This window comes from Hyphomicrobium sp. 802, from assembly GCF_000526135.1.
Taxonomy (GTDB): domain Bacteria; phylum Pseudomonadota; class Alphaproteobacteria; order Rhizobiales; family Hyphomicrobiaceae; genus Hyphomicrobium_B.
In genome coordinates, this window is sequence record NZ_JAFM01000001.1 from 1,902,680 (window position 1) to 1,927,177 (window position 24,498).

The 24,498-nt window shown below is 60.8% G+C and carries 27 protein-coding genes; 9 read left to right on the forward strand and 18 right to left on the reverse strand.

What is annotated here, in order from left to right:
* The first annotated feature begins 118 nt into the window (after positions 1 to 118).
* The 3 genes from HYP802_RS22240 (at position 119) to HYP802_RS22860 (ending at position 1,598) form a co-directional block, all read left to right on the forward strand.
* Complete coding sequence (locus tag HYP802_RS22240) at positions 119 to 334, forward strand: hypothetical protein (protein ID WP_013947055.1); 216 nt, start codon at positions 119 to 121, stop codon at positions 332 to 334.
* A 17-nt stretch (positions 335 to 351) separates the two neighbouring features.
* Positions 352 to 651: a hypothetical protein gene (locus tag HYP802_RS22245; RefSeq protein ID WP_013947056.1), complete on the forward strand. Its 300-nt coding sequence runs from the start codon at positions 352 to 354 to the stop codon at positions 649 to 651.
* 140 nt (positions 652 to 791) lie between these two features.
* Positions 792 to 1,598 (forward strand): glycosyltransferase family 2 protein, encoded by an 807-nt coding sequence (locus HYP802_RS22860; protein WP_024275639.1) that lies wholly within the window; start codon positions 792 to 794, stop codon positions 1,596 to 1,598.
* 2 nt (positions 1,599 to 1,600) lie between these two features.
* Here HYP802_RS22860 and HYP802_RS0109620 read toward each other — a convergent pair whose 3' ends face one another.
* The 6 genes from HYP802_RS0109620 to HYP802_RS0109655 all read right to left on the reverse strand — a co-directional run bounded on the left by HYP802_RS0109620 (position 1,601) and on the right by HYP802_RS0109655 (position 8,365).
* Positions 1,601 to 2,032: an FKBP-type peptidyl-prolyl cis-trans isomerase gene (locus HYP802_RS0109620; RefSeq protein ID WP_244421034.1), complete on the reverse strand. Its 432-nt coding sequence runs from the start codon at positions 2,030 to 2,032 to the stop codon at positions 1,601 to 1,603.
* Positions 2,033 to 2,248: 216 nt separating this feature from the next.
* On the reverse strand, positions 2,249 to 2,476 hold the full coding sequence (locus HYP802_RS0109625; RefSeq protein ID WP_013947059.1) for a hypothetical protein: 228 nt from the start codon (positions 2,474 to 2,476) through the stop codon (positions 2,249 to 2,251).
* A 21-nt stretch (positions 2,477 to 2,497) separates the two neighbouring features.
* Positions 2,498 to 4,750, reverse strand: a complete 2,253-nt coding sequence (gene purL, locus HYP802_RS0109630) for a phosphoribosylformylglycinamidine synthase subunit PurL (protein WP_013947060.1) — start codon at positions 4,748 to 4,750, stop codon at positions 2,498 to 2,500.
* Positions 4,751 to 5,016: 266 nt separating this feature from the next.
* Entirely contained in the window at positions 5,017 to 5,322 is a 306-nt protein-coding gene (locus tag HYP802_RS0109635) for a DUF305 domain-containing protein (protein WP_245261530.1), read from the reverse strand.
* 1,667 nt (positions 5,323 to 6,989) lie between these two features.
* Positions 6,990 to 7,241, reverse strand: coding sequence for a hypothetical protein (locus HYP802_RS0109650; protein ID WP_013947063.1), 252 nt, complete (start codon positions 7,239 to 7,241; stop codon positions 6,990 to 6,992).
* Between the two features lie 245 nt (positions 7,242 to 7,486).
* Positions 7,487 to 8,365, reverse strand: coding sequence for a LysR substrate-binding domain-containing protein (locus tag HYP802_RS0109655; protein WP_024275642.1), 879 nt, complete (start codon positions 8,363 to 8,365; stop codon positions 7,487 to 7,489).
* 100 nt (positions 8,366 to 8,465) lie between these two features.
* Between HYP802_RS0109655 and HYP802_RS0109660 the strand changes: the two genes are divergently transcribed.
* Together HYP802_RS0109660 and HYP802_RS0109665 are read left to right on the forward strand one after the other, a co-directional pair.
* The gene (locus HYP802_RS0109660) at positions 8,466 to 9,401 is read left to right on the forward strand and encodes an AEC family transporter (protein ID WP_024275643.1); all 936 of its coding nucleotides are present in this window, start codon (positions 8,466 to 8,468) and stop codon (positions 9,399 to 9,401) included.
* Between the two features lie 156 nt (positions 9,402 to 9,557).
* The gene (locus tag HYP802_RS0109665) at positions 9,558 to 9,848 is read left to right on the forward strand and encodes a hypothetical protein (RefSeq protein ID WP_024275644.1); all 291 of its coding nucleotides are present in this window, start codon (positions 9,558 to 9,560) and stop codon (positions 9,846 to 9,848) included.
* A gap of 144 nt (positions 9,849 to 9,992) precedes the next feature.
* Here the strand turns inward: HYP802_RS0109665 and purQ are convergent, their stop codons facing one another.
* The 4 genes from purQ to purC form a co-directional block, all read right to left on the reverse strand.
* The gene (gene purQ / locus HYP802_RS0109670) at positions 9,993 to 10,694 is read right to left on the reverse strand and encodes a phosphoribosylformylglycinamidine synthase subunit PurQ (protein ID WP_024275645.1); all 702 of its coding nucleotides are present in this window, start codon (positions 10,692 to 10,694) and stop codon (positions 9,993 to 9,995) included.
* Between the two features lie 118 nt (positions 10,695 to 10,812).
* Positions 10,813 to 11,253, reverse strand: coding sequence for a hypothetical protein (locus HYP802_RS0109675; protein ID WP_013947068.1), 441 nt, complete (start codon positions 11,251 to 11,253; stop codon positions 10,813 to 10,815).
* Positions 11,254 to 11,255: 2 nt separating this feature from the next.
* Positions 11,256 to 11,495, reverse strand: coding sequence for a phosphoribosylformylglycinamidine synthase subunit PurS (gene purS / locus HYP802_RS0109680; RefSeq protein WP_024275646.1), 240 nt, complete (start codon positions 11,493 to 11,495; stop codon positions 11,256 to 11,258).
* A 132-nt stretch (positions 11,496 to 11,627) separates the two neighbouring features.
* Positions 11,628 to 12,443, reverse strand: coding sequence for a phosphoribosylaminoimidazolesuccinocarboxamide synthase (gene purC, locus HYP802_RS0109685; protein WP_013947070.1), 816 nt, complete (start codon positions 12,441 to 12,443; stop codon positions 11,628 to 11,630).
* A 386-nt stretch (positions 12,444 to 12,829) separates the two neighbouring features.
* Between purC and HYP802_RS0109690 the strand changes: the two genes are divergently transcribed.
* A complete protein-coding gene (locus HYP802_RS0109690) occupies positions 12,830 to 13,156 on the forward strand; it encodes a DUF1476 domain-containing protein (protein WP_013947072.1) in 327 nt (108 codons plus the stop codon).
* 57 nt (positions 13,157 to 13,213) lie between these two features.
* Here HYP802_RS0109690 and HYP802_RS0109695 read toward each other — a convergent pair whose 3' ends face one another.
* Positions 13,214 to 13,798 (reverse strand): alpha/beta hydrolase, encoded by a 585-nt coding sequence (locus tag HYP802_RS0109695; RefSeq protein WP_013947073.1) that lies wholly within the window; start codon positions 13,796 to 13,798, stop codon positions 13,214 to 13,216.
* Between the two features lie 199 nt (positions 13,799 to 13,997).
* Here HYP802_RS0109695 and HYP802_RS0109700 point away from each other — a divergent pair, with 199 nt between their 5' ends.
* Positions 13,998 to 14,486 carry a ferritin-like domain-containing protein gene (locus HYP802_RS0109700; RefSeq protein WP_013947074.1) on the forward strand — a complete coding sequence of 163 codons (489 nt, stop codon included), beginning with the start codon at positions 13,998 to 14,000 and terminating at the stop codon, positions 14,484 to 14,486.
* A 789-nt stretch (positions 14,487 to 15,275) separates the two neighbouring features.
* On the opposite strand, the gene HYP802_RS0109710 is transcribed toward HYP802_RS0109700, so the two are convergent.
* The 5 genes from HYP802_RS0109710 to purB all read right to left on the reverse strand — a co-directional run bounded on the left by HYP802_RS0109710 (position 15,276) and on the right by purB (position 21,064).
* Entirely contained in the window at positions 15,276 to 16,793 is a 1,518-nt protein-coding gene (locus tag HYP802_RS0109710; RefSeq protein ID WP_024275647.1) for a glycosyltransferase family 39 protein, read from the reverse strand.
* Complete coding sequence (locus HYP802_RS0109715; protein ID WP_024275648.1) at positions 16,793 to 17,926, reverse strand: glycosyltransferase family 2 protein; 1,134 nt, start codon at positions 17,924 to 17,926, stop codon at positions 16,793 to 16,795. Before HYP802_RS0109715 ends, HYP802_RS0109710 begins: the two co-directional genes overlap by 1 nt.
* On the reverse strand, positions 17,926 to 18,726 hold the full coding sequence (locus tag HYP802_RS0109720; RefSeq protein WP_024275649.1) for a phosphatase PAP2 family protein: 801 nt from the start codon (positions 18,724 to 18,726) through the stop codon (positions 17,926 to 17,928). The genes HYP802_RS0109715 and HYP802_RS0109720 overlap by 1 nt, the downstream gene beginning before the upstream one ends.
* 93 nt (positions 18,727 to 18,819) lie before the next feature.
* Positions 18,820 to 19,593: a phosphatase PAP2 family protein gene (locus tag HYP802_RS0109725; protein WP_013947079.1), complete on the reverse strand. Its 774-nt coding sequence runs from the start codon at positions 19,591 to 19,593 to the stop codon at positions 18,820 to 18,822.
* Between the two features lie 163 nt (positions 19,594 to 19,756).
* Entirely contained in the window at positions 19,757 to 21,064 is a 1,308-nt protein-coding gene (gene purB / locus HYP802_RS0109730; RefSeq protein ID WP_013947080.1) for an adenylosuccinate lyase, read from the reverse strand.
* A gap of 435 nt (positions 21,065 to 21,499) precedes the next feature.
* Between purB and HYP802_RS0109735 the strand changes: the two genes are divergently transcribed.
* Positions 21,500 to 21,703 carry a hypothetical protein gene (locus tag HYP802_RS0109735; RefSeq protein WP_013947081.1) on the forward strand — a complete coding sequence of 68 codons (204 nt, stop codon included), beginning with the start codon at positions 21,500 to 21,502 and terminating at the stop codon, positions 21,701 to 21,703.
* Between the two features lie 113 nt (positions 21,704 to 21,816).
* On the opposite strand, the gene HYP802_RS0109740 is transcribed toward HYP802_RS0109735, so the two are convergent.
* Positions 21,817 to 22,389, reverse strand: a complete 573-nt coding sequence (locus HYP802_RS0109740) for an ATPase AAA (protein WP_013947082.1) — start codon at positions 22,387 to 22,389, stop codon at positions 21,817 to 21,819.
* Between the two features lie 82 nt (positions 22,390 to 22,471).
* Positions 22,472 to 22,714, reverse strand: a complete 243-nt coding sequence (locus tag HYP802_RS0109745; RefSeq protein ID WP_013947083.1) for a CDGSH iron-sulfur domain-containing protein — start codon at positions 22,712 to 22,714, stop codon at positions 22,472 to 22,474.
* A gap of 362 nt (positions 22,715 to 23,076) precedes the next feature.
* Here HYP802_RS0109745 and HYP802_RS0109750 point away from each other — a divergent pair, with 362 nt between their 5' ends.
* Positions 23,077 to 24,477: an amino acid permease gene (locus tag HYP802_RS0109750; protein WP_024275650.1), complete on the forward strand. Its 1,401-nt coding sequence runs from the start codon at positions 23,077 to 23,079 to the stop codon at positions 24,475 to 24,477.
* Positions 24,478 to 24,498 lie beyond the last annotated feature (21 nt).

The window sequence follows — 24,498 nt, forward strand, 5'->3', positions numbered from 1 at the left end:
GCCATGCAGTCCTTATGGGACGGCTATATCTTTGCGCCGGACCTCCCGTCGAAACTTTATGGGTAGGTGCCTACGTTTCTGTCGTGTGCCGATAACGCACATAGAAACGGTTAGAACCATGTCCAGCGATTTACTCAAATCCAAACAGCGCATCGGGCAAGCGGTACAGATGGTCCCGGCCAAGAAGCGCGATAAAAGCGAAGGGCCGCTTATTCTTGCGCTTCTGATCGGCGCTTGTGCGGCGCTCGGAATTATCATCGCCGCCAACAGCGAACCTGACGAGACTGTTTCCAATGCCGCGCCGACGCAACAGCTCGATGGCATCCGCCACTAGCAGGGAGGCCTTGTGCCATGCTCGCGATCAGGCATCACGCGCATATCCTGGAATATTGCGTGCTTCACAATACGACGCCGGAAGGCCCGGTGATTGGCCGGCTCGATGGGAGCGATTTTTCGGAATTCGTGTTGGATGAGTTCGGGCGGCGATTTGCCTATTCGGGCGTTGCGCCGCGCCTCAGCAACGGTCAATTCGACGATGCGGCCCTGAAAGACGGCGAATTTATCGTGCCGCCGGGGCTGATCTACAAGTATCGCGGCTACGCCGACAAGAGACGGCGCCTGCTGGGCTTTGCGACGACGACGTCGGCCTAGACCAAGTGAACGTGAGCCAGTCTGTCTGCTTCAGCGATTGATCGAATCGCAGCATATCTTTCCACCGGGATCAAACGCATGGCGCCTGATAGCTGTGGATGCCGCAGCGCGGGGCGGTGCTTGTTCGCTTGGGGGCTGAGATGCGGACGGTTGTTTGCCACTTCTTCAACGAGGAATATCTGCTGCCTTGGTGGCTCGCCCATCATCGCCGGATTTTCGATCACGGCATCATGATCGACTACAATTCGACGGATGCGAGCCGAGACATCATCAAGAAGATGTGCCCGGAGTGGGAGATCTATCCGACGCGGAATGCCTACTTCGACAGCGCCTGCATCGACCGCGAAGTGGAAGACTATGAGCGGACCTGCAGCGGCTGGCGGATGGCGCTGAATGTGACCGAGTTCCTTTATGGCAACGTGGCGCAGCTCGATAAAATCACGGTGCCGGCGCAGCACTTCATCGGCAACTATGTTTTCGTCGAGCCGCAGGGCGGCTATCCGGCGCCGCTCGATCACAGCAGGCCGCTGCACGAGCAGGTGCGCTTCGGCTATTACGAAACGGATCCGCGTCCGTGCGATAAGCTGAATTTCGGGTTGCGGGCCAGCCGCAGCATCCACAATTACCCCATCGCGTATGCGCGCGAGGGCGGCCGGCACTGGTATCAGATGCCGACGCTCGGCGATCTGGCGATCTTCTATTACGGCTATGCGGTGCTCAACGACAAGGGCATTTCCCGCAAGATGCAGATCAAGACCAAGATGAGCCCGGAAGAACGGCAGGCTCGCGGCGCTGAGCATCCGAACATGGTCACGCCGGAGCGCTTCCTGACCAACATCGAACGCTTCCACCGGCCGCGCTGCTCGGACCTTTCCGGCGTCGTTTCGCGGGTGGCCCGGCATCAATATCCGGCGGAGGCCCCGGTGTTGGCGACCTCCGCCGCATAAGGTTATTTCACGCCGAGCAATTCGACGTCGAAGATCAGCGTGGCGTTCGGAGGGATGACGCCGCCAGCGCCGCGTGCGCCGTAGCCGAGCTGCGGCGGAATGATGAGCGTGCGCTTGCCGCCGACTTTCATGCCAGCAACGCCTTCGTCCCAGCCCTTGATGACACGGCCGGTTCCGATCGGGAATTCGAACGGCTGGCCGCGATCGACAGACGAGTCGAACTTCGAGCCTTTCTTGCCGTCAACATAGAGCCAGCCGGTGTAGTGCATGACGCAGATCTGCCCGGTCTCGGGCGTCGCGCCGGTGCCGACGACGGTGTCTTCGTATTGGAGGCCGGACGGTGTGGTGGTCATTTTCGATCCTTGCGTTTGTGCGATTGCCTGGTTGTTGGGAAGGATGGCGCTCACGATAGCGAGCGTGGCGGCGATGGCCATCATGGTGGGGAAGCGGGCGTAGCGCATGTTGGTTCCTCTATGGGTGCGGCGCCCTTTGGCGGGCATTCGTCTTGTTTTTTCGTTATCCCGGCAAAGGCCGAAGTCTCGACAAACTTCAAAATTCGTTTGCAGGTCGGTGTCGTGGCTGGTCGCCTCCCCGGCCATGACGATTAAGAGATCGTTTTGCCGCGGAGATCGCGTGTTGCGCACGCCCGATTAGGATTGTGCCGCGGCCTTTTTCTGCAGCTCGGCGAGGCGACGCTGGTATTCTTCCTCCATGGCGAGGACGTGCTGATAGACGTTGTCGAGTTCTTCTTTGCGCACCCCGTCTTGGGCTTCCTCGACCCATGTCGCGAACTCTTCGCGCAGCGTAAAGAGTACGTCGAGGGCGCCCTTGATTTCGCTGAGTTCCTGCTGGGATTGCGGATTATCGCCGGTCGCCATGGTCCGTACTTTCCTTCCGTGTCAGCTAGCCAACTCACCCTGCATCAGCTTCGGCAGGAAGCCTTCGTTGGCGCTGCGGAGTTCGGAGAGCGGTAGTGCGCCTTCGCCTTTCAATGCAATGGTGTTGCCAGCGACGCGACCGATGATGCGGGCCGGGAGTTCAAGCAGTCGCGCGCGTTCAAGCACTTCCTCGGCTTTCTGCGGCGTTACCTCGACAACGTAGCGGCCCTGATCCTCGCCGAACCAGACGGCGTGCGCGGGAAGTTTGCCCTCGTAGGCGAACAGTTCGACACCAAGGCCTGATGCTTCGCGCGAAAGACCGTTCTTGCCGCCCGCAAGCGCCATTTCGGCGATGGCGACGAGCAGTCCGCCATCGGCGCAGTCGTGCACCGAGAGTGCGCGGCCTTCGCGGATCAGCGTGCGGATCAAACGTCCGGCCTTAATCTCATCTTCGAGGTTGACCGGTGGGGGTGCGCCTTCGAACTTGCCAGACGCGTATTGCTGATAGAGCGATTGACCGAGGTGGCCTTCCTCCCGGCCGATGACGATCAGCACATCGCCTTCGTTCTTGAGGCGAATGTCGGCGAGCTTCGCTGAATCGGGCACGAGACCGACGCCGCCGATGGCAGGCGTGGGCGGAATGCCGACGCCGTTCGTCTCATTGTAAAGCGAGACGTTGCCGGAGACGACCGGATAGCCGAGCGCGTTGCAGGCTTCCGCCATGCCGCGGCAGCTTGCAACGAACTGACCCATGATCTCTGGGCGTTCGGGATTGGCGAAGTTCATATTGTCGGTGATGGCGAGCGGATCGGCGCCGACGGCGGTCAGGTTGCGCCAAGTTTCGACGACGGCCTGCTTCGTGCCTTCTTCCGGATCGGCGGTGACGTAGCGGGGCGTCACATCGCAGGCGACCGCGATGGCTTTCTTCGTGCCGTGCACGCGGACAACGCCCGCGTCGCCGCCCGGCCGGCCGACGGTGTCGCCCATAACCATGTGATCGTACTGTTCCCAGATCCAGCGGCGCGACGCGAGGTGATGTCCTGCCATCAGATCCTTCAGCGTGCCGAGGATTGCGTTCGGCGCGGGCACCCATTCGGGTAAAATCTTCGCGGGCTTCTTCGGCTCGACATGCGGGCGCGTGTACATCGGCGCGGAGTTCGCGAGCACCGGCACGGGCAGATCGGCTTCGACCTCGCCCTTGTGCTTGATGATCATGCGCTGGGTATCGGTGGTGTGGCCGATGACGGCGAAGTCGAGGCCCCATTTCTCGAAGATCGCTTTCGCGTCGGCCTCGCGCTCGGGCTTCAGGATCATCAGCATGCGTTCCTGGCTTTCCGAGAGCATCATCTCGTAAGCGGTCATGCCGGTTTCGCGCTGGGGCACGAGGTCGAGGTTCAACTCGATGCCGACGCCGCCCTTGTCGGCCATTTCCGAAGTCGATGACGTGAGGCCCGCGGCGCCCATGTCCTGAATGGCGATGATCGAGTCCGTCGCCATCAGTTCGAGGCAGGCTTCGATCAGAAGCTTTTCGGTGAAAGGATCGCCGACCTGCACGGTCGGGCGTTTCTCATCGGACTTCTCGTCGAACTCGGCCGACGCCATCGTCGCGCCGTGGATGCCGTCGCGGCCCGTTTTCGATCCGACATAGACGACGGGGAGGCCGACGCCCTTGGCGGCGGAATAGAAAATCTTGTCCGTCCGCGCGAGGCCGACGCACATGGCGTTGACGAGGATGTTGTTGTTGTAGCCTTCGTCGAAATTCGTTTCGCCGCCGATGGTCGGCACGCCGGTGCAGTTGCCGTAATGCGCGATGCCCGCGACGACGCCTGAAACCAGGTGGCGGGTCTTGGCATGATCGGGGGCGCCGAAGCGTAGCGCGTTCATGTTGGCGACGGGGCGTGCGCCCATCGTGAAGACATCGCGCATGATGCCGCCGACGCCGGTCGCCGCGCCCTGGAATGGCTCGATGTAGGAGGGGTGGTTGTGGCTCTCCATCTTGAAGACGACGGCGTCGCCGTCTCCGAGGTCAACTACGCCCGCGTTCTCGCCCGGTCCCTGGATGACCTGGGGGCCGGACGTCGGCAGCGTTTTCAGCCAGACGCGGGAGGATTTGTACGAGCAATGCTCGCTCCACATGACCGAGAAGATGCCGAGTTCACAAATCGACGGCTCGCGGCCGAGGATTTCGAGTAGCCGCTCGTATTCGTCGGGCTTCAGGCCGTGCTCGGCAACGATTTGCGGGGTGATCTTGCGGGTGGTGGTCGTCTCGGTCATTCAGGATCTCGGGCAAATCTCTTGGGGCGCGCTTGATTTGCGACCGCTTATATGGGGTCGAGGCCGGTTTGTCGCCCTTTGGTTGCCACCTTGCGACTCCGCTTCGCGGAGCCGGCCGCAAGGCGCGGGTTTGCGGCTTCATTCTTCGCTGGCGGGCGGTTGCGAGCCCTCGTGCGAGACCCGGGACTTAGAATGCTTGGCCTCGGTATGGCCCTGGGGCCCAGCCCTTCGCTACGCCCCGGCCGGTATGGCAACCGCCATAGGGTTCACTTCGCGTTCTTGGCGAGCCAGGTTTTCATGAACGCGATTTCGGTTTCCTGGGCTTTGATGATGTCCTCTGCGAGCTTTCGAAGCTCGGGGTCCTTGCCGTACTGAAGCTCGATCTTGGCCATGTCGACGGCACCCTGGTGGTGCGGGAGCATGCCCTTGACGAAATCGACGTCGGTATTGCCGGTGAAGGACATCATCATGTCCTTGTGCATCTTCGCGTCCGCTTCTGCGAAAGCCTTGGACGACGGCGCGGCGTCGGCGGACGTACCCATATCCATCTTCATTTGGCCGCCCATGTTCATGTGGTCCATGGACTTCATGTCCATGTCTTCCGCCAGGGCAGGCGTCACGAGGAAGAAACCGAGGCATAGCAGTCCGGCAATGGTTTTCACGGGGTAAGTGTCCTCCTCGTTTGGATTGTCGTCGAGCCGAATATGGGCGTGCCCGGCGATAAAATAACTGTCGTAGTCGGACGCACTTTATAGCGGCGCATCGCGGTGTTGTCGCGGCCGCCGGCTTCGAGAAATGCTCCGTGCGGATCGCTTCAAAATTTCTGAATGCGATATGAACCGGCTGCACCCTATGCCGCGGCGGCTCAGCGCTGCTGACGGCGCATTTCAGTATTGCGGCGAGATGCCATTTTATTTGGCAGATTCTGCATCCTATATGCTCGTCAAATCGGCAGTGCAGGGAGCGACTGGATCTCCCTCAGCTGCGCATATGATGGGTCAGAAGGTCTACACACATGTCGTCGGGGAAGTTCGAGAGGCGCGCATCGTTGCTCGCGGGTGTTTCGTTCGCAGATGTTTGGCGAGCTGCCAGGTATCACCAACTCGGCGGCCATGGAGAGCATCCGTCGTCGCTCGAAATCGCGCACGCATCGCGCTTTGCGGCACCGGGGCAGCCTTTTGCCTCTGAGGCAAGTGTTGCCGGTGAGCCCGGACGTGCAGCCGACATCCGGCGTTATCGTCAGGCCGCTTGAGCGATTTCGTCACGTGGAATCGTGCGGCGTTTTTGCCGGCTCGGGGCATTTTGGGGCTGACGGACTATTTTGCGTCGCAAATCAGCCTTCGGCCAAGGTCCGTTGCCCAGTTATGGGGCAGGTTGGCACTTTCCGTCCTACCCGTTCGTACTGTGACCGTTTCGCGCTGCAAAAGGCGCAACACGGACTTGCGGGTATGGGGTATTTTGCTAATCAGCTCAGATGGTTATGTAATTCCGTGAAACGTGGCGCTACGTCTATCAGCCGTAGTGCGGACTTGAACATCGATCAATGCCGACGGCCCGCGAACTCGCAGTTCAGGATTGTCGGAAGGAATTGAGGGTTCGTTCGCAGAGTAGCGCCTTCGCGGTTGCGAAATCCGGCAGCGGGTTTGTCTCGGCGCTTCCAAGTCCACGCTTGCAAGCCTTCGAGCAAGGGAGGGAGTTACAACTCTCTCCCTTTTTTTATTTACGCTTTAGTCGCTGTAATCGTTGAGTTTTTGCGACACCCCCCGCGACAGAGGCGCGCTGCTGGGCGTGCATGATAGAGCTGCTCGGCACCCCCCTGGCGCGACGCACACGGATCACCTATCTACACTGTAGAAGAAAGCGGCCCGGGGGCTAATCCCGGGAGTTAGGTGGGGTTCTCCCGCTGGCTAGCTCAAAACAGGTGATACTATGAAGGCCATCGTGTTCGCTGTGTTCAACTCGCTGTCGTTCGGCTCTCAGCCGACGCGCAAAAACCAGCGGCGCGGGAACAGCCGCTAATCGAGCGGACTGTTTGACTGCACGGAAAAGGGGCCAGAGGGCCCCTTTTTTGTTTGTGCGCGACGACTCGCGTTCCGCGAGCCGGCCGTCGCGCACGGGGATGTTGCGAAAGCCGTTGCCGAGCCCTGGCGACTCCCCTTCCGGGAGCCGGCCGAGTCTCTTTGGAGGTGCTCGGCGACACGCGTTCCGCGCGCCGGCCGCCGAGCACAGGCTCGGTATCTCACCAATGGCCCGAGAGGGCGGGGGCGGAGCGGACGTTGCGGAAGACGACGTCCGGGCGCAGACGGGGGGCGGACGCCATCGCGATGATCCGTTTCTCCGTCAGGCTTCTGAGCCGACGTGAAATCATCAGATAGACCTGCTTCATACGCATCAGCCGGATGGCGTTTGGCGCCGATGACTGCTGTTCGCGGTCGATCAACTCGCGAATGCGGGCGGCTCGTTCGAGAAGGACCAAGAAGCGACGGGACATAGTTTTCCTCCGGTTCGGAATGTTGGAGGTATGTCCGGTGGAAAAAGTCGAAGCACCGGGCACACCCGATGCGGTCCGACATCGCAGCACCGTTTTGGTGCATGCCAGAGGGGCCCGGCCCCGCAATCTTCCAATGATTTAGGTGCGCTTGCGTGGGGCGCAAGTGGCCGCCCGCAAATGCCACCGAAAGATCACAATTGCGCGGCGAAAGCGGCTTTTCGGGCGGCTGCGGCCTTCGGCGCGTGTCATGTTTTGGCGGGGGTCAGAGCGAGCAAATTCCGCAGGGCCGGATTGAGATTGCCGGGCCGCCAGACAAGGACATGCTCGACGGCGGGGGCGTTCTTAAGCGACAGGAACGAGACGCTGGGCACCGTCAGCTTGCGCATGGAATCGGGGACGAGTGCGACGCCGAGATTTTCCGCAACGAGATTGACGATCGTGTTCTGCAACTGCGCTTCAAGGCGAATTGCGGGGACGTAGCCGCCGCTGCGGCAGTAGTCCTCGACGGCTGTGCGCGTCGTCGTTGCAGAATCGGCGGACGTGACGATCAGCGGCTCGCCTTCGAGATCGGAGGCGTTCGCCGTCTTGCGCTGCGCGAGCGGGTGGCTGTCGTGAACAGCGAGGCAGAGCTTCTCGTGAAAGATCGGACGGGTTTCGAGGCCGTGCACGGGACCGGGTGAAAACATGATACCGGCGTCGTAACGCGCGGCCAGCACGTCTTCGACGAGAGCATTCGGCACTACTTCGCGCAGTTTTAGGTCGACGTCGGGATAGGCAGCCAGAAAGCGGCGCGCGAGCGCAGGCAAAACCGTATAGGCTGCGTGCATCATGAAGCCGATGGAGAGGCTGCCGGTCTCGCCGCGGTCGGCGCGTTTGGCGTTATTGCAGGCCTGATCGAAGGCGGCCAGCACAGCGCGTGAATCTTCGAGAAAGCCTTGGCCTGCGCGCGTCAGTGATGCGTGACGCGAACTGCGGTCGATGAGCTTGACGCCCAGTTCCTTCTCAAGTGCCGCGATCTGTCGGCTGAGCGGCGGCTGCGTCAGGTGCAGGCGCTCGGCGGCGCGACCGAAGTGCAAGGTTTCGGCGAGCGTCACGAAATAACGCATCTGGCGGATGTCGATCATGATACCGAAAAGGTATGAATGGGGTCCAGAAACGGCATTGGATTATATCGAAGCCAAACCGTACGTATAGCGGCCTTTGTTTTCCTCAGAGCCGCATTCGATGCTGTCGACACTTCTGATCGTGTTGCCGATTTTCGCGCTGGTGCTCGCCGGGTGGCTCGCGCGGCGGATCGGCGTGCTCGGCCCGAACGCGACGACGGAGCTCAACCGGTTCGTCGTCTATCTGGCGTTGCCTGCGCTGCTGTTCGACATCACGAGCCACGCGCATTGGAGCGATCTCTGGCAGCCGGGCTTCATCGCTGTATTTGGGATCAGCACGCTGCTGATCTTTACGGTGACGGTTGCCGCGCGTCTGCGATCGCCGCGGCATCTGGCCGATGCGGCGATCGATGGGCTCAATGCCGGATATGCGAATACGGCCTACATGGGCTTTCCGATCACGCTTGCAGTGCTCGGCCAGCAGGCGCTGGCGCCGACGACGATCGCGTCGATCATTACGGTCTGCGTGGTGTTTGCCATTGCGATCGTGCTGATCGAGGTCGGGCTGCAGAGCGAGGCGCGGGCTCTGCATCTCGCGCGCAAGGTCGGCCTGTCGTTGATGCGCAATCCGCTGCTGGTGGCGCCGGTGCTCGGCGCGCTTTTTCCGGCGAGCGGATTGACGGTGCCGGTACCCGTCGAAACGTTCCTGAAGATGCTCGGAGGCGCAGCGTCGCCGTGTGCATTGGTGGCGCTCGGCTTGTTTCTCGCCGCCAAGACCGAACAGGAAGCCGACGTAACGCGCTCGACCGCAATGCTCGTCGGATTGAAGCTTGTGCTGCATCCGATTATTGCGTGGGTCTTGGCGAGCATGGTCTTTCATCTGTCGCCGACGCTGACGCGGACCGTCGTTTTGCTCGCGGCGCTGCCGACGGGGACAGGGCCTTTCATGCTCGCGGAATTTTATGCCCGCGAGGCGGCCGTTACGTCGCGCGTGATTCTCGTTTCGACAATGATCTCTGTTCTAACTGTTTCAGCATATCTCGCGATGTCGGCTTGAAGCTCGCCCGCTGCCAGAAATCATTGAGTTTTTAACTTATTCGCAAATTGTTTCAGATCACAGAATTACCCCGAAGCTGGCTTACAAGCCGTTCAAGCGCGGTTCATTGATCAAAGATCAGAATTGCGCTTCGAGGGACGAAGGGGAACTTCGATCATGAAACGCATTTTTGGCGCGGCTGTTGCCGCGGTCGCGATGATGGGGCTGGTGGCTCCCGCACACGCCGGTGGTGGAGACTTTGCTGCCGGGCTTTTTGGTGGTCTCGCAGCCGGGGCTATCATCGGCTCGACGGCGCGGCCCTATTACTACGATCCGCCGCCGCCTCCGCCGCCTGCATACTACTACGGCGGTGGTTATGGCGGTCCGTGCCATTGGGAACGTGGTCGCCGCTACTGGGATGACTATGAGGGCAGGTGGCGCTGGTCGCGCGTCCGCGTCTGCGACTAGGTTTGTCATTTGAATAACGCCTCTCCCTTAGGGAGAGGCGGACGCGGAGCGTCGGTGAGGGCGCTTCGCGACGATGAGCCTTGGTCCACGCCCATCCCCCCACTTTGGCCCTCTCCCCAACCAAGGTGAGAGAGGAATAAAAAATCAAGCAGCTTCGAGGGTCGAGAGCAGGATGCTTTCGAACACGCGGCGGCCATCGGTGCCGCCGAGAGCGCTTTCGTAAAGACGCTCGGGGTGGGGCATCATGCCGAGCACGCGGCCGGTTTCGTTGGTGATGCCGGCGATGTTGCGCTGGGCGCCGTTCGGGCAGGTCTCGGCGCTGACGGTGCCCTCGCTATCGGAATAGCGGAACGCGACGCGGCCTTCGCCTTCGAGTCGGTCCAGCGTCTCGCTGTCGGCGAAATAGTTGCCTTCGCCGTGCGCGACCGGAACCTTGATGACTTCGCCGTTGCGGTAGCACTTCGTGAAGAACGAGGTGTCGTTCTCGACCTTCAGGAACACGTCGCGGCAGATGAAGTGCAGCGAGGCGTTGCGCAGCAGCGCGCCCGGAAGCAGGCCCGACTCGCACAGGATCTGGAAGCCGTTGCAGATGCCGATGACGGGCGTTCCGGCGTTGGCCTTGGCGACGACGTCTTTCATGATCGGCGAATGCGCCGCCATCGCGCCGCAGCGCAGGTAGTCGCCGTAGGAGAAGCCGCCCGGCAGCACGATGACGTCCGAGGAGGGTACGCTGGCATCGCCATGCCAGACCATCTTTGGCGCAAAGCCCGTAACCCGCGAGATCGCGGTTTCGACGTCGCGGTCGCAGTTGGAGCCGGGAAAGACGATGACGGAAGCGCGGAGCATCCTGGATAGCCTCGGTTGGCGATTTCGATCGCTGGCAGGTGTCGTTGATTGACGGGCTTCAAGTAATGCGACTCCGGCCGCAAGTCCACTTGCGGGGCTGTCACAGTCCTTGAGGCGTTTAAGGCCCGCCGAGCGGCGACTGCTCGCGCTTTTGCTTTTCGACTTCGGCGCGGGAGGCGTTGGTCAGCCGCGTGTCCTCGGCTTTCATCGCATCGACAAGGGCCATGTATTCGGCCTGATTGCCGTAGCCGCATTCCTTGCTTTGCGCTGTCCAGACGCCGGTGACCTGTTTTATGAACTTGCGCAGGACAACGGCGGGGTGGGCGGGTTGACCCGGTTCGGTGAAGGTGATTTCGACGCGCCAGACGTCCGGGTTTTCAACCGTGACGACATTCGGATTGGCGGCTTCCTGTTTGGCGCCCGGCAGCCATGCGGACCAGTTGCGCAGCGCCTTGAAGCCCATTTGGCAATCGAGATCGGGTGCGGCCGCAGGCTGGGAGAGCGCCGGGCTGGACCCGAGCGCTGCGATGGCCAGCGCGATCCCGAGCGTTGCCCGCATCGTCAGCCGATTTCGTAGCTGTAGTTTTCGATGACGGTGTTGGCGAGCAGGTCCTTGCACATCTGCTCGACGAGGGCTTTCGCCTTGGCAGGGTCGGTTTCGGACAGATCAACTTCGATATACTTGCCCTGGCGCACGTCGCCGACGCCGGAGATGCCGAGGCCCTTGATGGCGCCTTCGATGGCTTTGCCCTGAGGATCGAGCACGCCGTTCTTCAGTGTGATTTTGATTTTGGCTTTCATCGTTGTTCCAAATTGTCATCCCGGCCGAGCGTAGCGAAGAGCCGGAACCCAGACGATGAACTCTCGCACATTTTGATTGAGTGAGCCTGGCTCCCGGATCGGCCTTTCGGCCGTCCGGGATGACAGGTGTGTTTAGTTCGGCTTGCCGTTGATGGGCGCGACCGGGCCGTTCGACGTTGCATTCGAGGCGACAAGCACGGGGCCTGCACCACGCGGACGCGGCGTTTCGGTCAGAACGCCGAGGCGGCGGGCAACTTCCTGATAGGCTTCGAGAACGCCGCCGAGATCGCGACGGAAACGATCCTTGTCGAGCTTGTCGCCCGACTGCGCATCCCAGAGGCGGCAGCAATCGGGACTGATCTCGTCGGCAAGAACGATCCGCACCTGCTCGTTGTCGTAGAAGCGGCCGAACTCAACCTTGAAGTCGACGAGGCGGATGCCGATGCCGAGGAAGAGGCCGACGAGGAAATCATTGATGCGCAGCGCGAGCTGCATGATCTCGTCGATTTCCTGCGGCGTGGCCCAGCCGAACGCCGTGATGTGCTCTTCCGAGACCATCGGGTCGTTCAATTCGTCCTTCTTGAAGTAGAACTCGATGATCGAGCGCGGCAGCTGCGTGCCTTCTTCGAGACCGAGGCGCGTTGCGAGCGAACCGGCCGCAACGTTGCGCACGACAACTTCGAGCGGCACGATTTCAACTTCGCGGATCAACTGCTCGCGCATGTTGAGCCGCTTGATGAAATGCGTCGGCACGCCGATCTCACCGAGCTTCATGAAGATGTATTCGGAGATACGATTGTTGAGTACGCCTTTGCCTTCGATCAATGCGTGCTTCTTCGCATTGAAGGCCGTTGCGTCGTCCTTGAAATGTTGAATAAGGGTGCCGGGCTCCGGACCTTCGTAAAGGACCTTCGCCTTGCCCTCGTAGATGCGCCGACGCTTGTTCATTCCTGGACCTCTGAGGATCAACAGATTGCTCTCACTCATTGCGGTATACAGATCTTCTCACGAGTTCGTACGCTGACGCTGACGCCTTGATTTTCCAACGTGTTTTCTTCATGTCGGGAAAGGAAGGGCGCACCTTTTTCGCGCTCGGATGTCTTGGGCGGACACTAGCCGAACGAGGGGGGCGACACAATGTAGACCATGAGCCGCAGCGGTGCTTATGGTGACTAAACGCCAAGCCGTTGATTTAGCTCAGGGCGCGCGGTAACGCTGCCGTAGATATGCGTTTTGCGGGCAGCTGAAATGCTCGTAGTGCTTGCGGAAATAGAGTTAATACAACCAAGGGTCAGGCGCCGCGGGGCGCTCGGGAGATCAGGGAGCAAACGGACATGACGACCTTCAACGAGCGCGAAAAGGGCTTCGAGAATAAATTCGCTTACGACGAAGAGCTGCGCTTCAAGGCGGAAGCGCGCCGCAATCGTGCTGTCGCGGAATGGGCGGGCGCGAAGCTCGGTCTGACCGGTGATGCGCTCGACGCGTACGTCAAAGAGGTGCGCAAGGCCGACCTTCTCGAGAAGGGCGACGACGATGTCTTCCGTAAGGTCAAGGCCGACCTTACGGCGAAGGGCATCGCGGTCGACGACACCGAGCTTCGCTCGATGATGTCGGAAGCTTTGGCGAAAGCTGTTTCCGATCTCGAGTCGGCGAAGGGTTGAAGTCTTAGTTTGCGCCCGGCGACTCCCGTTCCGGGAGCCTGCCGCCGGGCGCGGACGCTAGCCTAGCTTTTTCAAGAATTGTCCGAACTGCAAAAGACCTTCCGGCCAGGGACCGTGGCCGGAGGCGATGTTGATGTGACCGCTTTCGCCCGCATCGCTGATGGTTGCGCCCCATTTGTTTGCGAGGTGCTCGGCGCGGGCGTAGCTGCAATAGAGATCGTTGTTGGCAACGACGACGTGCGCGGGAAACGGTAATTTCCGTTCGGGCATCGTCTCGAAGCCGCGCGTGCCTTTTTCCGGCGGCCAGCGCTTGCCGCCGGTGTCGGGCCAGAAATCGGCGTGATCGACGTCGGCGGGCGCCACCAGAAAGGCGCCGATGACGCCGTTTTTTCTGAGCTTGTCGGCTGCAAAGACGACGGCCGGCACACCCACGGAATGGGCAACGACGACAACCGGCTGCGTGGCGCCGCCAGCGAATTTCGCGATCCTGTCACCCCAGCTTTCGACGTCCGGGTTCTCCCAGTCATGCTGGATGACGCGGCGCGCCGTCTTGAGATTGCGCTCCCAACGGCTTTGCCAGTGATCGGGGCCGGAATCCTGCCAGCCGGGTACGATAAGAATGTCGATTTCTGATGTTTTCATGGGCGGCTCTGATTAACCGAGAGCGCCGCCGGAGGGAAGAGTGGCGGAGAGGCCGAAAACGGGTTCCCGCGGTGCAGCGGGAATGCGCGGAATTTTTTCCGCGTGATCGGGCAATCGGAAGGCACTCGCGCTGGGAACCGGACGGCAGGCATGACGTTGCCCGGTGACACATAGTCCGTACCGTGAGGAGACGCCCCCCATGAAAGTCGAAAACCTCGAAGACCTATTCAATCATACGCTCGAAGACATTTACTTCGCCGAAACGAAGCTGGTGAAGGCGCTGCCGAAGATGGCCAAGGCAGCGGATTCCGCGCAGCTTGCCAAAGCCTTCATGGGACATCTCGAAGAGACGAAAGAGCATGTCACGCGTCTGGAAGAGGTGTTCACGAAGCTCGGCCGCAAGCCGAAGGCGACGGAGTGCCCGGCGATCAAGGGTATTCTGACGGAAGGCGAGGAGCTGATGTCGGAGATCAAGGATGCCGATACGCGCGACGCGGCGATGATCGCGGCGGGGCAGGCGGCGGAGCATTACGAGATCACACGCTACGGCACGCTCGTGTCGTGGGCGAAGCTGCTCGGCCACAAAGACCTCGCAACCATTCTCGAAAAAACGCTGAAGGAAGAATACGCAGCCGACGACAAGCTGACGAAGCTTGCCGAAAGCAAACTCAACAAGGAAGCGGCGTAAATTCTTTTTCTTTCCGGTCGTTTTTGAGTTGGCAGCATCGGCATCGTAACCATTCGACGTGCCGATGCTGACACATGCGAAAAGCGCATATACTCTGCCCACATATTCCGATTGATGTTTTGAGTTGATGTTGGGCAGGGGCAATATGCGCGAAATTTTCGCGTTGGCGGCGTGCGCCTTTGTGTTGTTGCTCGGCGCAAGAGACGCGCACGCACAATCCGCATCGGTGGTTGAACGCGAGGATGCAGAGCGTTTTTGCCCTCTCGTCTCTAAGCAACTGGCGGCAAAAGCGGCTGAAGCCGTCAAGACGATGAGCCATTGCGAAGTCTACTGTAGCGGATGCGGCTGCAAGGGTGGTCCTGGGTATCGCAGTAACAGCACGGGGCACTGTGTCGGCTGGAAAGACATCGTCTCGGTGTGCGGTCCGCCCCCTCATGCGCGGTGCACGCGAGAATGCGCGCCGGTTGTGGCGGGTTGCGTCGGGCGCGCATGGGTGAAGGTGCTTGCCGCCAAGATGGGTCTTGCAGCTCCGCTGTTTCTTCCTGGAACGAAGAAAGCAGATTCCGCGGATCGTCAGAGTGGAAATCCGGATACAAAGCATAGCGCCCCGGAAACGCTCATGGACCAAAAGGCGGGTGCTGCAACGTCATCTCAGCCTTGCGGCACGAAGAGAACGTGCCGCGAAATGTCGAGCTGTGAGGAAGCGCGCCACTATCTTCGCGACTGCGGCTTGAGGCGTCTTGATGGAGATGGCGACGGCGTTCCCTGCAACAGCCTGTGCCGAGGGCGCTAGAACTTATCGTCCATGGCGAGCGGCGGGGCGATGGGGTCGGAGACGAGATAGAGAACGTAGGTCGCGCCGCCGCTGCCGTTGTGGCGGGTCAGCGTGCCGATCTTCTCGATCTTACCGAACTTGCTCTTGAGCAGCGGAAGATCGACGCGGCGTTCAAGCTCGACGTAGAGCGCGGGCCGGTTGACGACGGTTTCGGGTAGCGAAGGTAGAAAGGCGTAGCGGATGCGCTCGTCGAGCTGCGCGACGGGACTGCGGCCTTTGATGGCAGACATGAGTTGGCCTGTCGTGGCGTAGCTGGATGTTGCCAGCCACGCTGCGCCGGTTTCCTCGCGTTTCTTTTCGATGGTGTCAGCGAGCGCGGGCCATCCGCGCATCTGTTCCGTCGGGTCTTTCGGAGAACTGAATAACGGGTGCAGCGCGTGGACGTAGATCACGGCGGTCATCGCAAAACCGAGCGCGAGTGCTGAGACAAACGCGGTGCGGCGCCACGCGACGGGAAGCGCTGCCACACCGAGCGCCGCGCAGATGGCGAATGATGGATAGAGCGGTCCGGGCCAATTGCCCTGCACACGATCGTGCAGCGCGTGAATGCAAAAATAAAGCAGCATCGGCACGATGGCCGTGGCCAGCAGAACATCGCTTCGGCTGCGATCCGATATCGCTCGGCGCATGACGCCGATGAAGCCGACGAGCGCGAGAAGAGCGATCAGCGGACTTTCCAGCAGCGCGAAGCCTCCGATCAGTTCGACGAGGTAGCCGACACCCGCTTTACCTTCGCGGCCGACGCGGCCGAACTGCTTGATGAAGGAGACCCAGCCGTGCTCGGCGTTCCAGATCACGACCGGGCTCGCGGTCAGTGCTGCGATGATGCCGCCGATCCAAAGTTCGGGCGCACGAAACCATTTCCGATTGTCGGGCGTGGCGAGAAGCCAGAGTAGGATCGTCGCGCCGAGAAAGAGGTTGGTGTATTTCGAGACAAGGCCAAGTCCGGCGAACAGGCCGATGGCAAGCCACCACCTGGCGTTACGGCTGCGGTCGAGTTCGGCTAAACCCCAGACGACGAGACCGGCGAAAAGAACGCTAGGCAAATCCGGCGTGACGATGATGCCGCCGACGGCGAGCAGGGGCATCGCGAGCAGGAACCAGACGGCGCGGCGGCCGATGTCTGGGCCGTAGAGAAGATAGGCCGTTCGCCAGAGAACCGCGGTGCCCAGAAGCAGGATGATCGGTGCGAGCAGGCGGACACCCAACGTGCTGTCGCCTGCGATGGCGCGTCCGGCCCCGATGACCCAGGCGATCATCGGCGGGTGATCGAGATAAGAGAGCGACGGGGCGAGCGACCAGATCCGATAGTAGGCCTCATCATCGACGAGGCCCGTGAAGCTTGCGATAGCGAAGCGCACTGCCGTCAAGCCGAGCAAGACGGCCAGCAAGACATTGTTCGCGGCGAGACCATTGCGCGGTCCTGCGGCCGGATGAATTCTGCTCGGCGCTGGCGAGGCCGCGACGTCCATCAGCGCCGCCACGTCAGCGCTGAGCTTGCTGCGTAATTGAAGACGGCGGCCATCAGTGCACCGGCGATGCCTGCGCGCCACCAGTTCGGATCGTGATTGTAGACGAGATCGGCGACGCCAATGTTCGCCAGCGTGCCGACGCTGCAAACGACATAGAACGTCAGCAGGCCGCTTATTATGTCGACACCTGAAAGGCGGCGATCACGGAACGTCAGGGCATTGTTCAAGAAGAAGTTGAAGGTCATGGCAACGAACGCGGCGAAGATCTGCGCCTCATTGAATGAGGCACGGGCCAAGACGATAGCGCTGCGCAGCGCCGCGAGGTGAATGATGAGGCCCGTTGCGCCGACCAGCGCGAACAGGAAGAAGCGCGGGGGAACGAGGTTGCCGGTCGTTTTTGTAAGCAGGAGGCCGAGGAAGTCGGCGATGACCAGACCGTCGAGCTTCGACTGGCCGACCTTGCGCGGACGGAACACATAGGGCTTTTCGGAGACGCGCACGCCTGAGGGAGCGGACGCCAGAATATCGAGTAGCAGCTTGAAGCCGCCGGGAGAGAGTTTTGGGGCGATGGTATCGATAATGCTGCGCTTCAACATGAAGAAGCCGCTCATCGGGTCGCTGACGTTGGTCTTGAGCAGCATGTTCGTCAGCGCGGTCGCGAGCATGCTCGATACGCGACGCGTCGCCGAGAAGCCTTCGCGGGCATCGCCGGTCTGATCGTAGCGTGTGCCGATGACGATGTCGGATTTGCCCGTCTCGATATCGCGCAGCATGTCGGGCAGGAGCTTTTCGTCATGCTGAAGGTCGGCATCGACCACGGCGACGATGTCGGCGCCGGACGCCAGCATGCCTTCGATCACCGCACCCGCCAGTCCTCGGCGGCCGACGCGACGCAGGGCACGGACGCGGCCATCGTGGGCGCCGATTGAGCGGATGGTGCTCATCGTGCCGTCGGGACTGTCATCGTCGACGAAGATGACTTCCCAGTTGATGCCGGCAAGCGCGGCATCGAGCGCCGAAATCATCGACGCGATATTGCCGGCTTCGCAGTATGTCGGCACAACGACCGACAGCTGTAGGCGCGCGGGTAAATTCGCTGCGCGAGGCGGGCGTTCTGTCTGCGTTTCAGTCATTACCACAGGCGCTGTCCCGTCAAAGGATCTTGTATTTTCTCGCCACGCCGGGCGTCGCGCTTTCGTGCGATCGTCCGAAAGACAAGATAAATGGCTACTACCGTCAGCGCCATCGTTACGCCGGCGAAGATCACGTCGGACAGAAAATGTGCGCCTTGCGATATGCGAATGAAGCCCGCGAGCAGTCCGAAGGCGACGCCGGCTGCGACGAGGGCGCCACCGATAGCAGGAAAAATAAAGGCGGAAGCGAAGAATGTTGCGTACATCATCGATGCTTCACCCGCGACGAACGAGCAATTGCGGCGGCATTGATCCGACCGAACGATGGGCAGGGAATACTTTTTCGAGCCGCCGAACTCTTTGATTTGAACGGGGCGAGCGCGGCCCCAGCCATCCTTCAGCATTACATTGCCGACGAGGCCCGGTCCGAGCGCGAGGCAGGCGGCGAGGAAAAGCCATCGCACGAAGCCGAGGCCAAACACGTCAGACTTCAGAACGGAGGAGGCGATCAAGCCGATCACGTTCACGACGCAGACGGCGATAAAGGAAAAATAGAGGGTGAGGCGGACGTAGTCGGCCAACGTCCTGGGTGCGCCACCGGCGAAGACACCGCCGCCTTTGCCGGAAAAGACGCCGTTGCCGAGGTAGAAATATCCGGATGTTGCGAGATCGAGCTGCGGGTACAGGCAAAACAGCAGACCCGCTACAATGGCGACGATCAGCGCACCCCAGAGCAGGATGGAGACGATATTGCCGTGGGCGTCTCGCTCCTGTCGTCCCAATCCGGATTGTGCCGTCATGATCCTCATCGGGTTCCCCGCCCCTCCGTCAGAGGTTCGCTTAGACTTTCGGTCTCAAGATGTCACGCGGAAGCGTTTCAAAGGCGAATTGGCCTAGGCCGTGCCTTGCTCGATCGGTCGTAGGCGTTCGGCGTCGAGCGCCTCAAAAACGATTTGAACACAGGCGGCTGTGATCGCCATTAGAACTCCGGCGAAGACGACGTCGGACAGGAAATGGCCGCCTTGTGCCATTCGCGTCAGGCCGGAGAGACTGCCGAAGACGATGCCCAGCGTGGCAAATTTTCGCGAACGCGATTTGAACAGAAGGGCGGCAGCGAACATGACGATGTAGATCGAGGAAGCCTCTCCCGAGACGAACGAGCAGTTATAGTCACATTGACCAGAGGGCTGGAACGGCGGCGTGAAGGCCTTCGAGCCGGCAAATTCAACGATCTGGCGCGGGCGGGCGCGGCCCCAATGATCCTTGAAGCCCAGATTGGTGACGACAAGCGGTCCGGTGACCAGACAGAGCGCGACGAACAGCCAGTTCCGCATTGAAAGGTCGAGCCACGGTCTGGCGTGGCGAGCGGCCATCACCAGGCCGACGACCGTCAGTGTGCAAACCAGATAGAAGAAGATCTGGAATGCCAAGCGGAGCAGCAGAAACACGTCGAGCTCATTGCCGATGAAGTGGCGATCGCCGACGTAGAATAAGCGAGCGACGACGAGATCGATGTCGGGTGCGAATACGAACAGTATCATCGCGAGTGCGCCGACCGTCAGCGCGCCGCGGAGCATAGCCGTTGCCGTTACGGGCGGCCGGGCAACGGCTTCGTCACTGTCATCGCCACGCTCATGCCAATCGAACGCAAAGTTCGGCGCCCACATCCCCGACTGTCCTGATTTTCCCCCAAAACTGCGGGTACCGTTATCAGTCGGCGTGTCAGAGGCATGTCGGTTTGATTACGGATTGGTGACAATAGCGAGTGCGCGGCTAGCCGTGTCTCAGGTCACCTCTCCCTTATTAGGGAGAGGTGCTTTTCTTGCCACTTCAAGCCGATCCGAACACGCGCTTGAAGATCGTGTCGACGTGGGCGGTGTGGTAGTCGAGGTCGAACATGGCATCGAGGTCGGCGGGCGAGATTTTCGTCGTCACGTCCTTGTCCGCCTTCAACTCGGCCAGGAAGTCCTTGCCTTGCTCCCAGGTCTTCATGGCGTTGCGCTGAACGAGGGCGTAGGAGTCTTCGCGGCTGAGGCCAGCCTGCGTCAAAGCTAGCAGTACGCGCTGCGAATTGTGCAGGCCGCCGAGCTTGTCGAGATTCTTCTTCATGTTCTCGGGGTAGACGACGAGCTTCTCGATGACGCCGGCCAAACGGGCGAGCGCGAAGTCGAGCGTCACCGTTGCGTCGGGGCCGATCATGCGTTCGACGCTCGAATGCGAGATGTCGCGCTCGTGCCAGAGGGCAACGTTCTCCATTGCCGGAATGGCGTAGGCGCGGACCATGCGGGCAAGACCCGTCAGGTTTTCCGACAACACGGGATTGCGCTTGTGGGGCATGGCCGACGAGCCCTTCTGGCCCGGCGAGAAATACTCTTCGGCTTCGAGCACCTCGGTACGCTGCAGGTGGCGGACCTCGATTGCGAGGCGCTCCATGCTGGAGGCAATGACGCCGAGGGTGGCGAAATACATCGCGTGGCGGTCACGCGGGATGATCTGCGTCGAGACGGGCTCTGGAACGAGGCCCATCTGCTCGGCCACGTATTCCTCGATGCGCGGATCGACGTTGGCGAAGGTACCGACGGCTCCGGAGATGGCGCAGGTCGCGACTTCCTTCCGGGCGGCGACGAGACGTTCACGCGCGCGCTGGAATTCCGCATAGGCGAAGGCGAGCTTGATGCCGAATGTGGTCGGCTCCGCGTGGATGCCGTGGCTGCGGCCGATCGTGATCGTGTTCTTGTGCTCGAAGGCGCGGGTCTTCAGCGCAGCGAGCAGCCGGTCCAGATCGGCGAGCAGCAGATCGGCGGCGCGGACCAATTGCACGTTGAGGCAGGTATCGAGGACGTCCGACGACGTCATGCCCTGGTGGACAAACCGGGCTTCCGGACCGACGTGCTCGGCGAGATGGGTCAGGAAGGCGATCACGTCATGTTTCGTGACTGCTTCGATTTCGTCGATGCGCTTCACGTCGAAGACGGCGGCCGAACCTTTTTCCCAGATTTTTTTTGCCGCGGCCTCGGGAATGATGCCGAGCTTGGCGCTGGCGGTCGCGGCGTGGGCCTCGATTTCGAACCAGATACGGAAACGGGTTTCGGGCTCCCAGATGCGGGTCATCTCGGGGCGGGAGTAGCGGGGAATCATTGAGCTAAATCCTTGATGCAACGCGGGAGGCGTAGCAGACGTGCAACGGCGCATCAATCTCAAGGCTGCCCAATGCCGCCGTCTGGGGGTGAGGGCCGCGCCATTCATGCTGAGATCTCGCGTGCTGCTTCGCAGCTAACGCTTTGCAACAATTCGTGAAGAGTTATCCAAAAGTCGCCCGCGTGCCGCCACGAATTGCTGGGCTAATCGACAGATTACGAGGGTGGCAATTCTGTTTCTTGTTCAGGCTGTATTCAGGGCAGATTAGTCACACTCGCAGAAATCGTCGGTGCACGTTCGAATCTGCCGTTCTTTTCGGAGATGGGTGCGCCTACATTCGAAGACCCAAGGAAGTAATGAGTCGAGGCGTTTTCAGGCGGGCTGGAAAAGCCCCCTGCGCTTCAGAAAGAATCAAAAGCGGGAGACTAAACGGATATGTCGGAACAGATGGGCAGCGGGGATCTTGCTGAATTGGTCCATCAGATGGAGCAATCGGAAGACGATCCGCGCCAGTGCTACGCGCTTGTCAAAGAGAGAATTAGCGAATTCCGGGATTCAGGTCGTGCCGTTCCGGACGAATTGAAGAAGCTCGAAAGGCGCTTCATGACGGAATGCATGCTGGCCTCGCAAGGCCGGTGAGGGACGTCGCATCGCAGGTCCGAGAGAACCTGCTCTCAATTTCATTTGGTCAATACATTTGGAAATGATCGAGGCTGACTGGCGCGAGTGTTCGCGCGAGGCGGCCTCTTTTCTTATGGCTCCTTTTGCGGGCTGACCTTGGCCGCGGCGCGGTCCCGATGGTGGCCGAGCTCTTCTGTTCGATAAAAGTGGGCAAGGCCCGCGGGCGACGCCAGCCTGATCTTCGGCAGGTTGATAGCATCGAACGTCGCGCGGTTGCGTTGGCGGTTCTTTCGGGTGGTGACCGCGATATGGCGGATCATCTCCCATTTCACGCTGTCCTGGCCGCCCTCCAGCGCTCCCACGCGTTCGCGCTCGAACCATGAGCGGCGCAAGTAGCGAAACAGGCTCGTGAGGGTGGAGGCGTCGAGCTGGATGACGCCTGTCGCCCGCGCGAGGCGCTGCGGCAGCAAGCGGGAATAGTTGCCATCCATGACCCAACGCTCCTGCAGGATGGCGGCGTCATGCAGGACTTTGAATTCCTCGTCGGGCCGTTCCTGCCAATCCGTTTGGGGCAGATGGCGAAGCTGGTCCAGATGGACGGGGACAAGGCCGCGCGCTCGCGCGATCGCGGCCGTGAGGGAGGACTTGCCGCTGTTGGACGGACCCATGATGCAGATGCGGGGTCCGAGATCGTCGAGCGTCACTGCCAGGCCTCCGTGATTGCGGTGATACCGCAGCGGTCTGCGCCTGCAAGGAGACGGGCCCGTCAGCTAAAAGATGCTGAGATCACAAGACGTTATGCGTGCCGTCGCAATAGGGTTCGTCGTCGGTGGCCTTGCAGCCGCAGAGATTGAATGTGCCGGTCCGGTCCGGGACGAAACGCAAGGGCTCGAAAGACGTCCCCTCATGCGAGCCGTCGCAGAACGGCTGCGTCTTCGAGCGACCGCAACGGCAATACCAATATTCCTGCCCTTCCGTCAGCTCGACTTGGAAAGGACTCGTTTGGGCGACGACGGCCTCGTCGGACATGGCATGCTCCATTATTGGCTCGGGGGCTCAGGCCCCCTGGCTCGTTCGAAGTTTAGACTCGCTATAAGGTTTGAGCGTGCGGGGCAAGGCTACAGCTGGACGCGGAATAAGCTGAATTTCTGACATCGGTCGTCGGCGCTGCCTAACATCTGGGCGGGCAAAATTATTCGGCAGCCCGGTTGTAGACATCGGCAAAGGCCTGGGCGAAGCTCGGCGCGAGCGGGAGACTCTGTTCATCGGCGCGACGGGGGGCTTTGCGGCCTGCAGGTGCACGGAGGACCCTCACGATGGCGGCCGCAAGGCCATAGCAGCCCGGACCTCTTACTGCGCGGGGGGACGTTCACATGAGGGGACCATTTCAGATGTCAGATCTGTTTCGGAAGAAACCTGTCGGCTATGACGGTGCCGACTACGGGCTGAAGCGCGTCTTGAGCGCCTTCGATCTGACGCTGCTTGGGATCGGCGCGATCATCGGTACCGGTATTTTCGTGCTGACCGGGCATGCTGCCGCAACTCAGTCGGGGCCTGCGGTCGTGTTGTCGTTCATCGTGGCAGGCGTCGCCTGCGCCTTTGCGGCGTTGTCCTATTCGGAACTCGCGGCTTCGGTGGGTGGCAGCGGAAGCGCCTATGGCTACAGTTATGCGGCGTTCGGTGAACTCATCGCCTGGATCATCGCGTGGGACCTGATCCTCGAATATGGCGTTTCGGTTGCGACAGTCGCTAACGGCTGGTCGGGCTATTTCAATAATGCGTTGACGGCAATCGGGATCGGATTGCCCGAGCAATTCACCAAGGGACCGTTCGACGGGGGCGTGGTCAATATACCGGCGATCATCGTCATCCTTATTTTGATGGTTCTGCTGATCATCGGTGTGAAGGAGACCGCACGGATCAATGCGGCTGCCGTGGGAATTAAGCTTTTAGCCGTTGCGATCTTTGTCGGGGTCGCAGCCTTTAACGTGCATCCGGCGAACTGGTCGCCGTTCCTGCCGTTCGGCTGGTTCAGTCATAATGGGGAGGGGCAGCCGGTGGGCGTTCTCGCCGGGGCTTCGCTCGTTTTCTTCGCATATGTCGGCTTCGACGCCGTTTCGACGGCCGTCGAGGAGGCGCGTGATCCGCAGCGCGACGTTCCGATCGGAATTCTCTCGGCCCTGGCCTTTTGCACGATCATTTACATTATCGTCTCGGCGTTGATGACAGGGATCGTGCCGTATCAATCGCTTAACGTGCCTTCGCCGGCGTCGTCGGCGCTCCTTCAAATCGGGCACGATGCCGCTGCAGGTCTGGTCGCCGCCGGGGTTATTTTCGGACTGACGACCGTGATGCTCGTGCTCTATTACGGGCTGACGCGGATCATCACCAACGTGTCTCGCGATGGGTTGTTGCCGCCCTATTTTGGTGTCGTCCATCCTCGGACACAGACCCCTGTCCGCACGACGGTGTTGACGGGCATCGTGATGGCCGTCATGGCGGGTCTCATCCCGCTTGGCGTACTGGCAGAACTCGTCAATATCGGAACGTTGGCAGCGTTTGTGCTGGTCTGCGCGGGCGTTATTACGCTGCGCACCTCCCACCCCAATCTGCATCGTCCGTTCAAGACGCCGGGGGGCATTATTCTGCCCGCGCTCGGCGTGCTCTCGTGCGGAGCATTGATCGCGTTCCTGCCGTTTGAAACGCACCTGCGCTTTATCGTTTGGCTGGCGCTGGGTCTGATCATCTACTTCGTCTATTCGGTCAAGCACAGTCGCCTCGCGACCGCATAGGGTTAAGGCGTCATCGAATAG

Coding starts and splice junctions, on each gene's coding strand:
- HYP802_RS22240 (WP_013947055.1), top strand. CDS start 119: ATGTCCAGCGATTTACTCAAATCCAAACAGCGCATCGGGCAAGCGGTA.
- HYP802_RS22245 (WP_013947056.1), top strand. CDS start 352: ATGCTCGCGATCAGGCATCACGCGCATATCCTGGAATATTGCGTGCTT.
- HYP802_RS22860 (WP_024275639.1), top strand. CDS start 792: ATGCGGACGGTTGTTTGCCACTTCTTCAACGAGGAATATCTGCTGCCT.
- HYP802_RS0109620 (WP_244421034.1), bottom strand. CDS start 2,032: ATGGCCATCGCCGCCACGCTCGCTATCGTGAGCGCCATCCTTCCCAAC.
- HYP802_RS0109625 (WP_013947059.1), bottom strand. CDS start 2,476: ATGGCGACCGGCGATAATCCGCAATCCCAGCAGGAACTCAGCGAAATC.
- purL (WP_013947060.1), bottom strand. CDS start 4,750: ATGACCGAGACGACCACCACCCGCAAGATCACCCCGCAAATCGTTGCC.
- HYP802_RS0109635 (WP_245261530.1), bottom strand. CDS start 5,322: ATGAACATGGGCGGCCAAATGAAGATGGATATGGGTACGTCCGCCGAC.
- HYP802_RS0109650 (WP_013947063.1), bottom strand. CDS start 7,241: ATGTCCCGTCGCTTCTTGGTCCTTCTCGAACGAGCCGCCCGCATTCGC.
- HYP802_RS0109655 (WP_024275642.1), bottom strand. CDS start 8,365: ATGATCGACATCCGCCAGATGCGTTATTTCGTGACGCTCGCCGAAACC.
- HYP802_RS0109660 (WP_024275643.1), top strand. CDS start 8,466: ATGCTGTCGACACTTCTGATCGTGTTGCCGATTTTCGCGCTGGTGCTC.
- HYP802_RS0109665 (WP_024275644.1), top strand. CDS start 9,558: ATGAAACGCATTTTTGGCGCGGCTGTTGCCGCGGTCGCGATGATGGGG.
- purQ (WP_024275645.1), bottom strand. CDS start 10,694: ATGCTCCGCGCTTCCGTCATCGTCTTTCCCGGCTCCAACTGCGACCGC.
- HYP802_RS0109675 (WP_013947068.1), bottom strand. CDS start 11,253: ATGCGGGCAACGCTCGGGATCGCGCTGGCCATCGCAGCGCTCGGGTCC.
- purS (WP_024275646.1), bottom strand. CDS start 11,495: ATGAAAGCCAAAATCAAAATCACACTGAAGAACGGCGTGCTCGATCCT.
- purC (WP_013947070.1), bottom strand. CDS start 12,443: ATGAACAAGCGTCGGCGCATCTACGAGGGCAAGGCGAAGGTCCTTTAC.
- HYP802_RS0109690 (WP_013947072.1), top strand. CDS start 12,830: ATGACGACCTTCAACGAGCGCGAAAAGGGCTTCGAGAATAAATTCGCT.
- HYP802_RS0109695 (WP_013947073.1), bottom strand. CDS start 13,798: ATGAAAACATCAGAAATCGACATTCTTATCGTACCCGGCTGGCAGGAT.
- HYP802_RS0109700 (WP_013947074.1), top strand. CDS start 13,998: ATGAAAGTCGAAAACCTCGAAGACCTATTCAATCATACGCTCGAAGAC.
- HYP802_RS0109710 (WP_024275647.1), bottom strand. CDS start 16,793: ATGGACGTCGCGGCCTCGCCAGCGCCGAGCAGAATTCATCCGGCCGCA.
- HYP802_RS0109715 (WP_024275648.1), bottom strand. CDS start 17,926: ATGACTGAAACGCAGACAGAACGCCCGCCTCGCGCAGCGAATTTACCC.
- HYP802_RS0109720 (WP_024275649.1), bottom strand. CDS start 18,726: ATGACGGCACAATCCGGATTGGGACGACAGGAGCGAGACGCCCACGGC.
- HYP802_RS0109725 (WP_013947079.1), bottom strand. CDS start 19,593: ATGTGGGCGCCGAACTTTGCGTTCGATTGGCATGAGCGTGGCGATGAC.
- purB (WP_013947080.1), bottom strand. CDS start 21,064: ATGATTCCCCGCTACTCCCGCCCCGAGATGACCCGCATCTGGGAGCCC.
- HYP802_RS0109735 (WP_013947081.1), top strand. CDS start 21,500: ATGTCGGAACAGATGGGCAGCGGGGATCTTGCTGAATTGGTCCATCAG.
- HYP802_RS0109745 (WP_013947083.1), bottom strand. CDS start 22,714: ATGTCCGACGAGGCCGTCGTCGCCCAAACGAGTCCTTTCCAAGTCGAG.
- HYP802_RS0109750 (WP_024275650.1), top strand. CDS start 23,077: ATGTCAGATCTGTTTCGGAAGAAACCTGTCGGCTATGACGGTGCCGAC.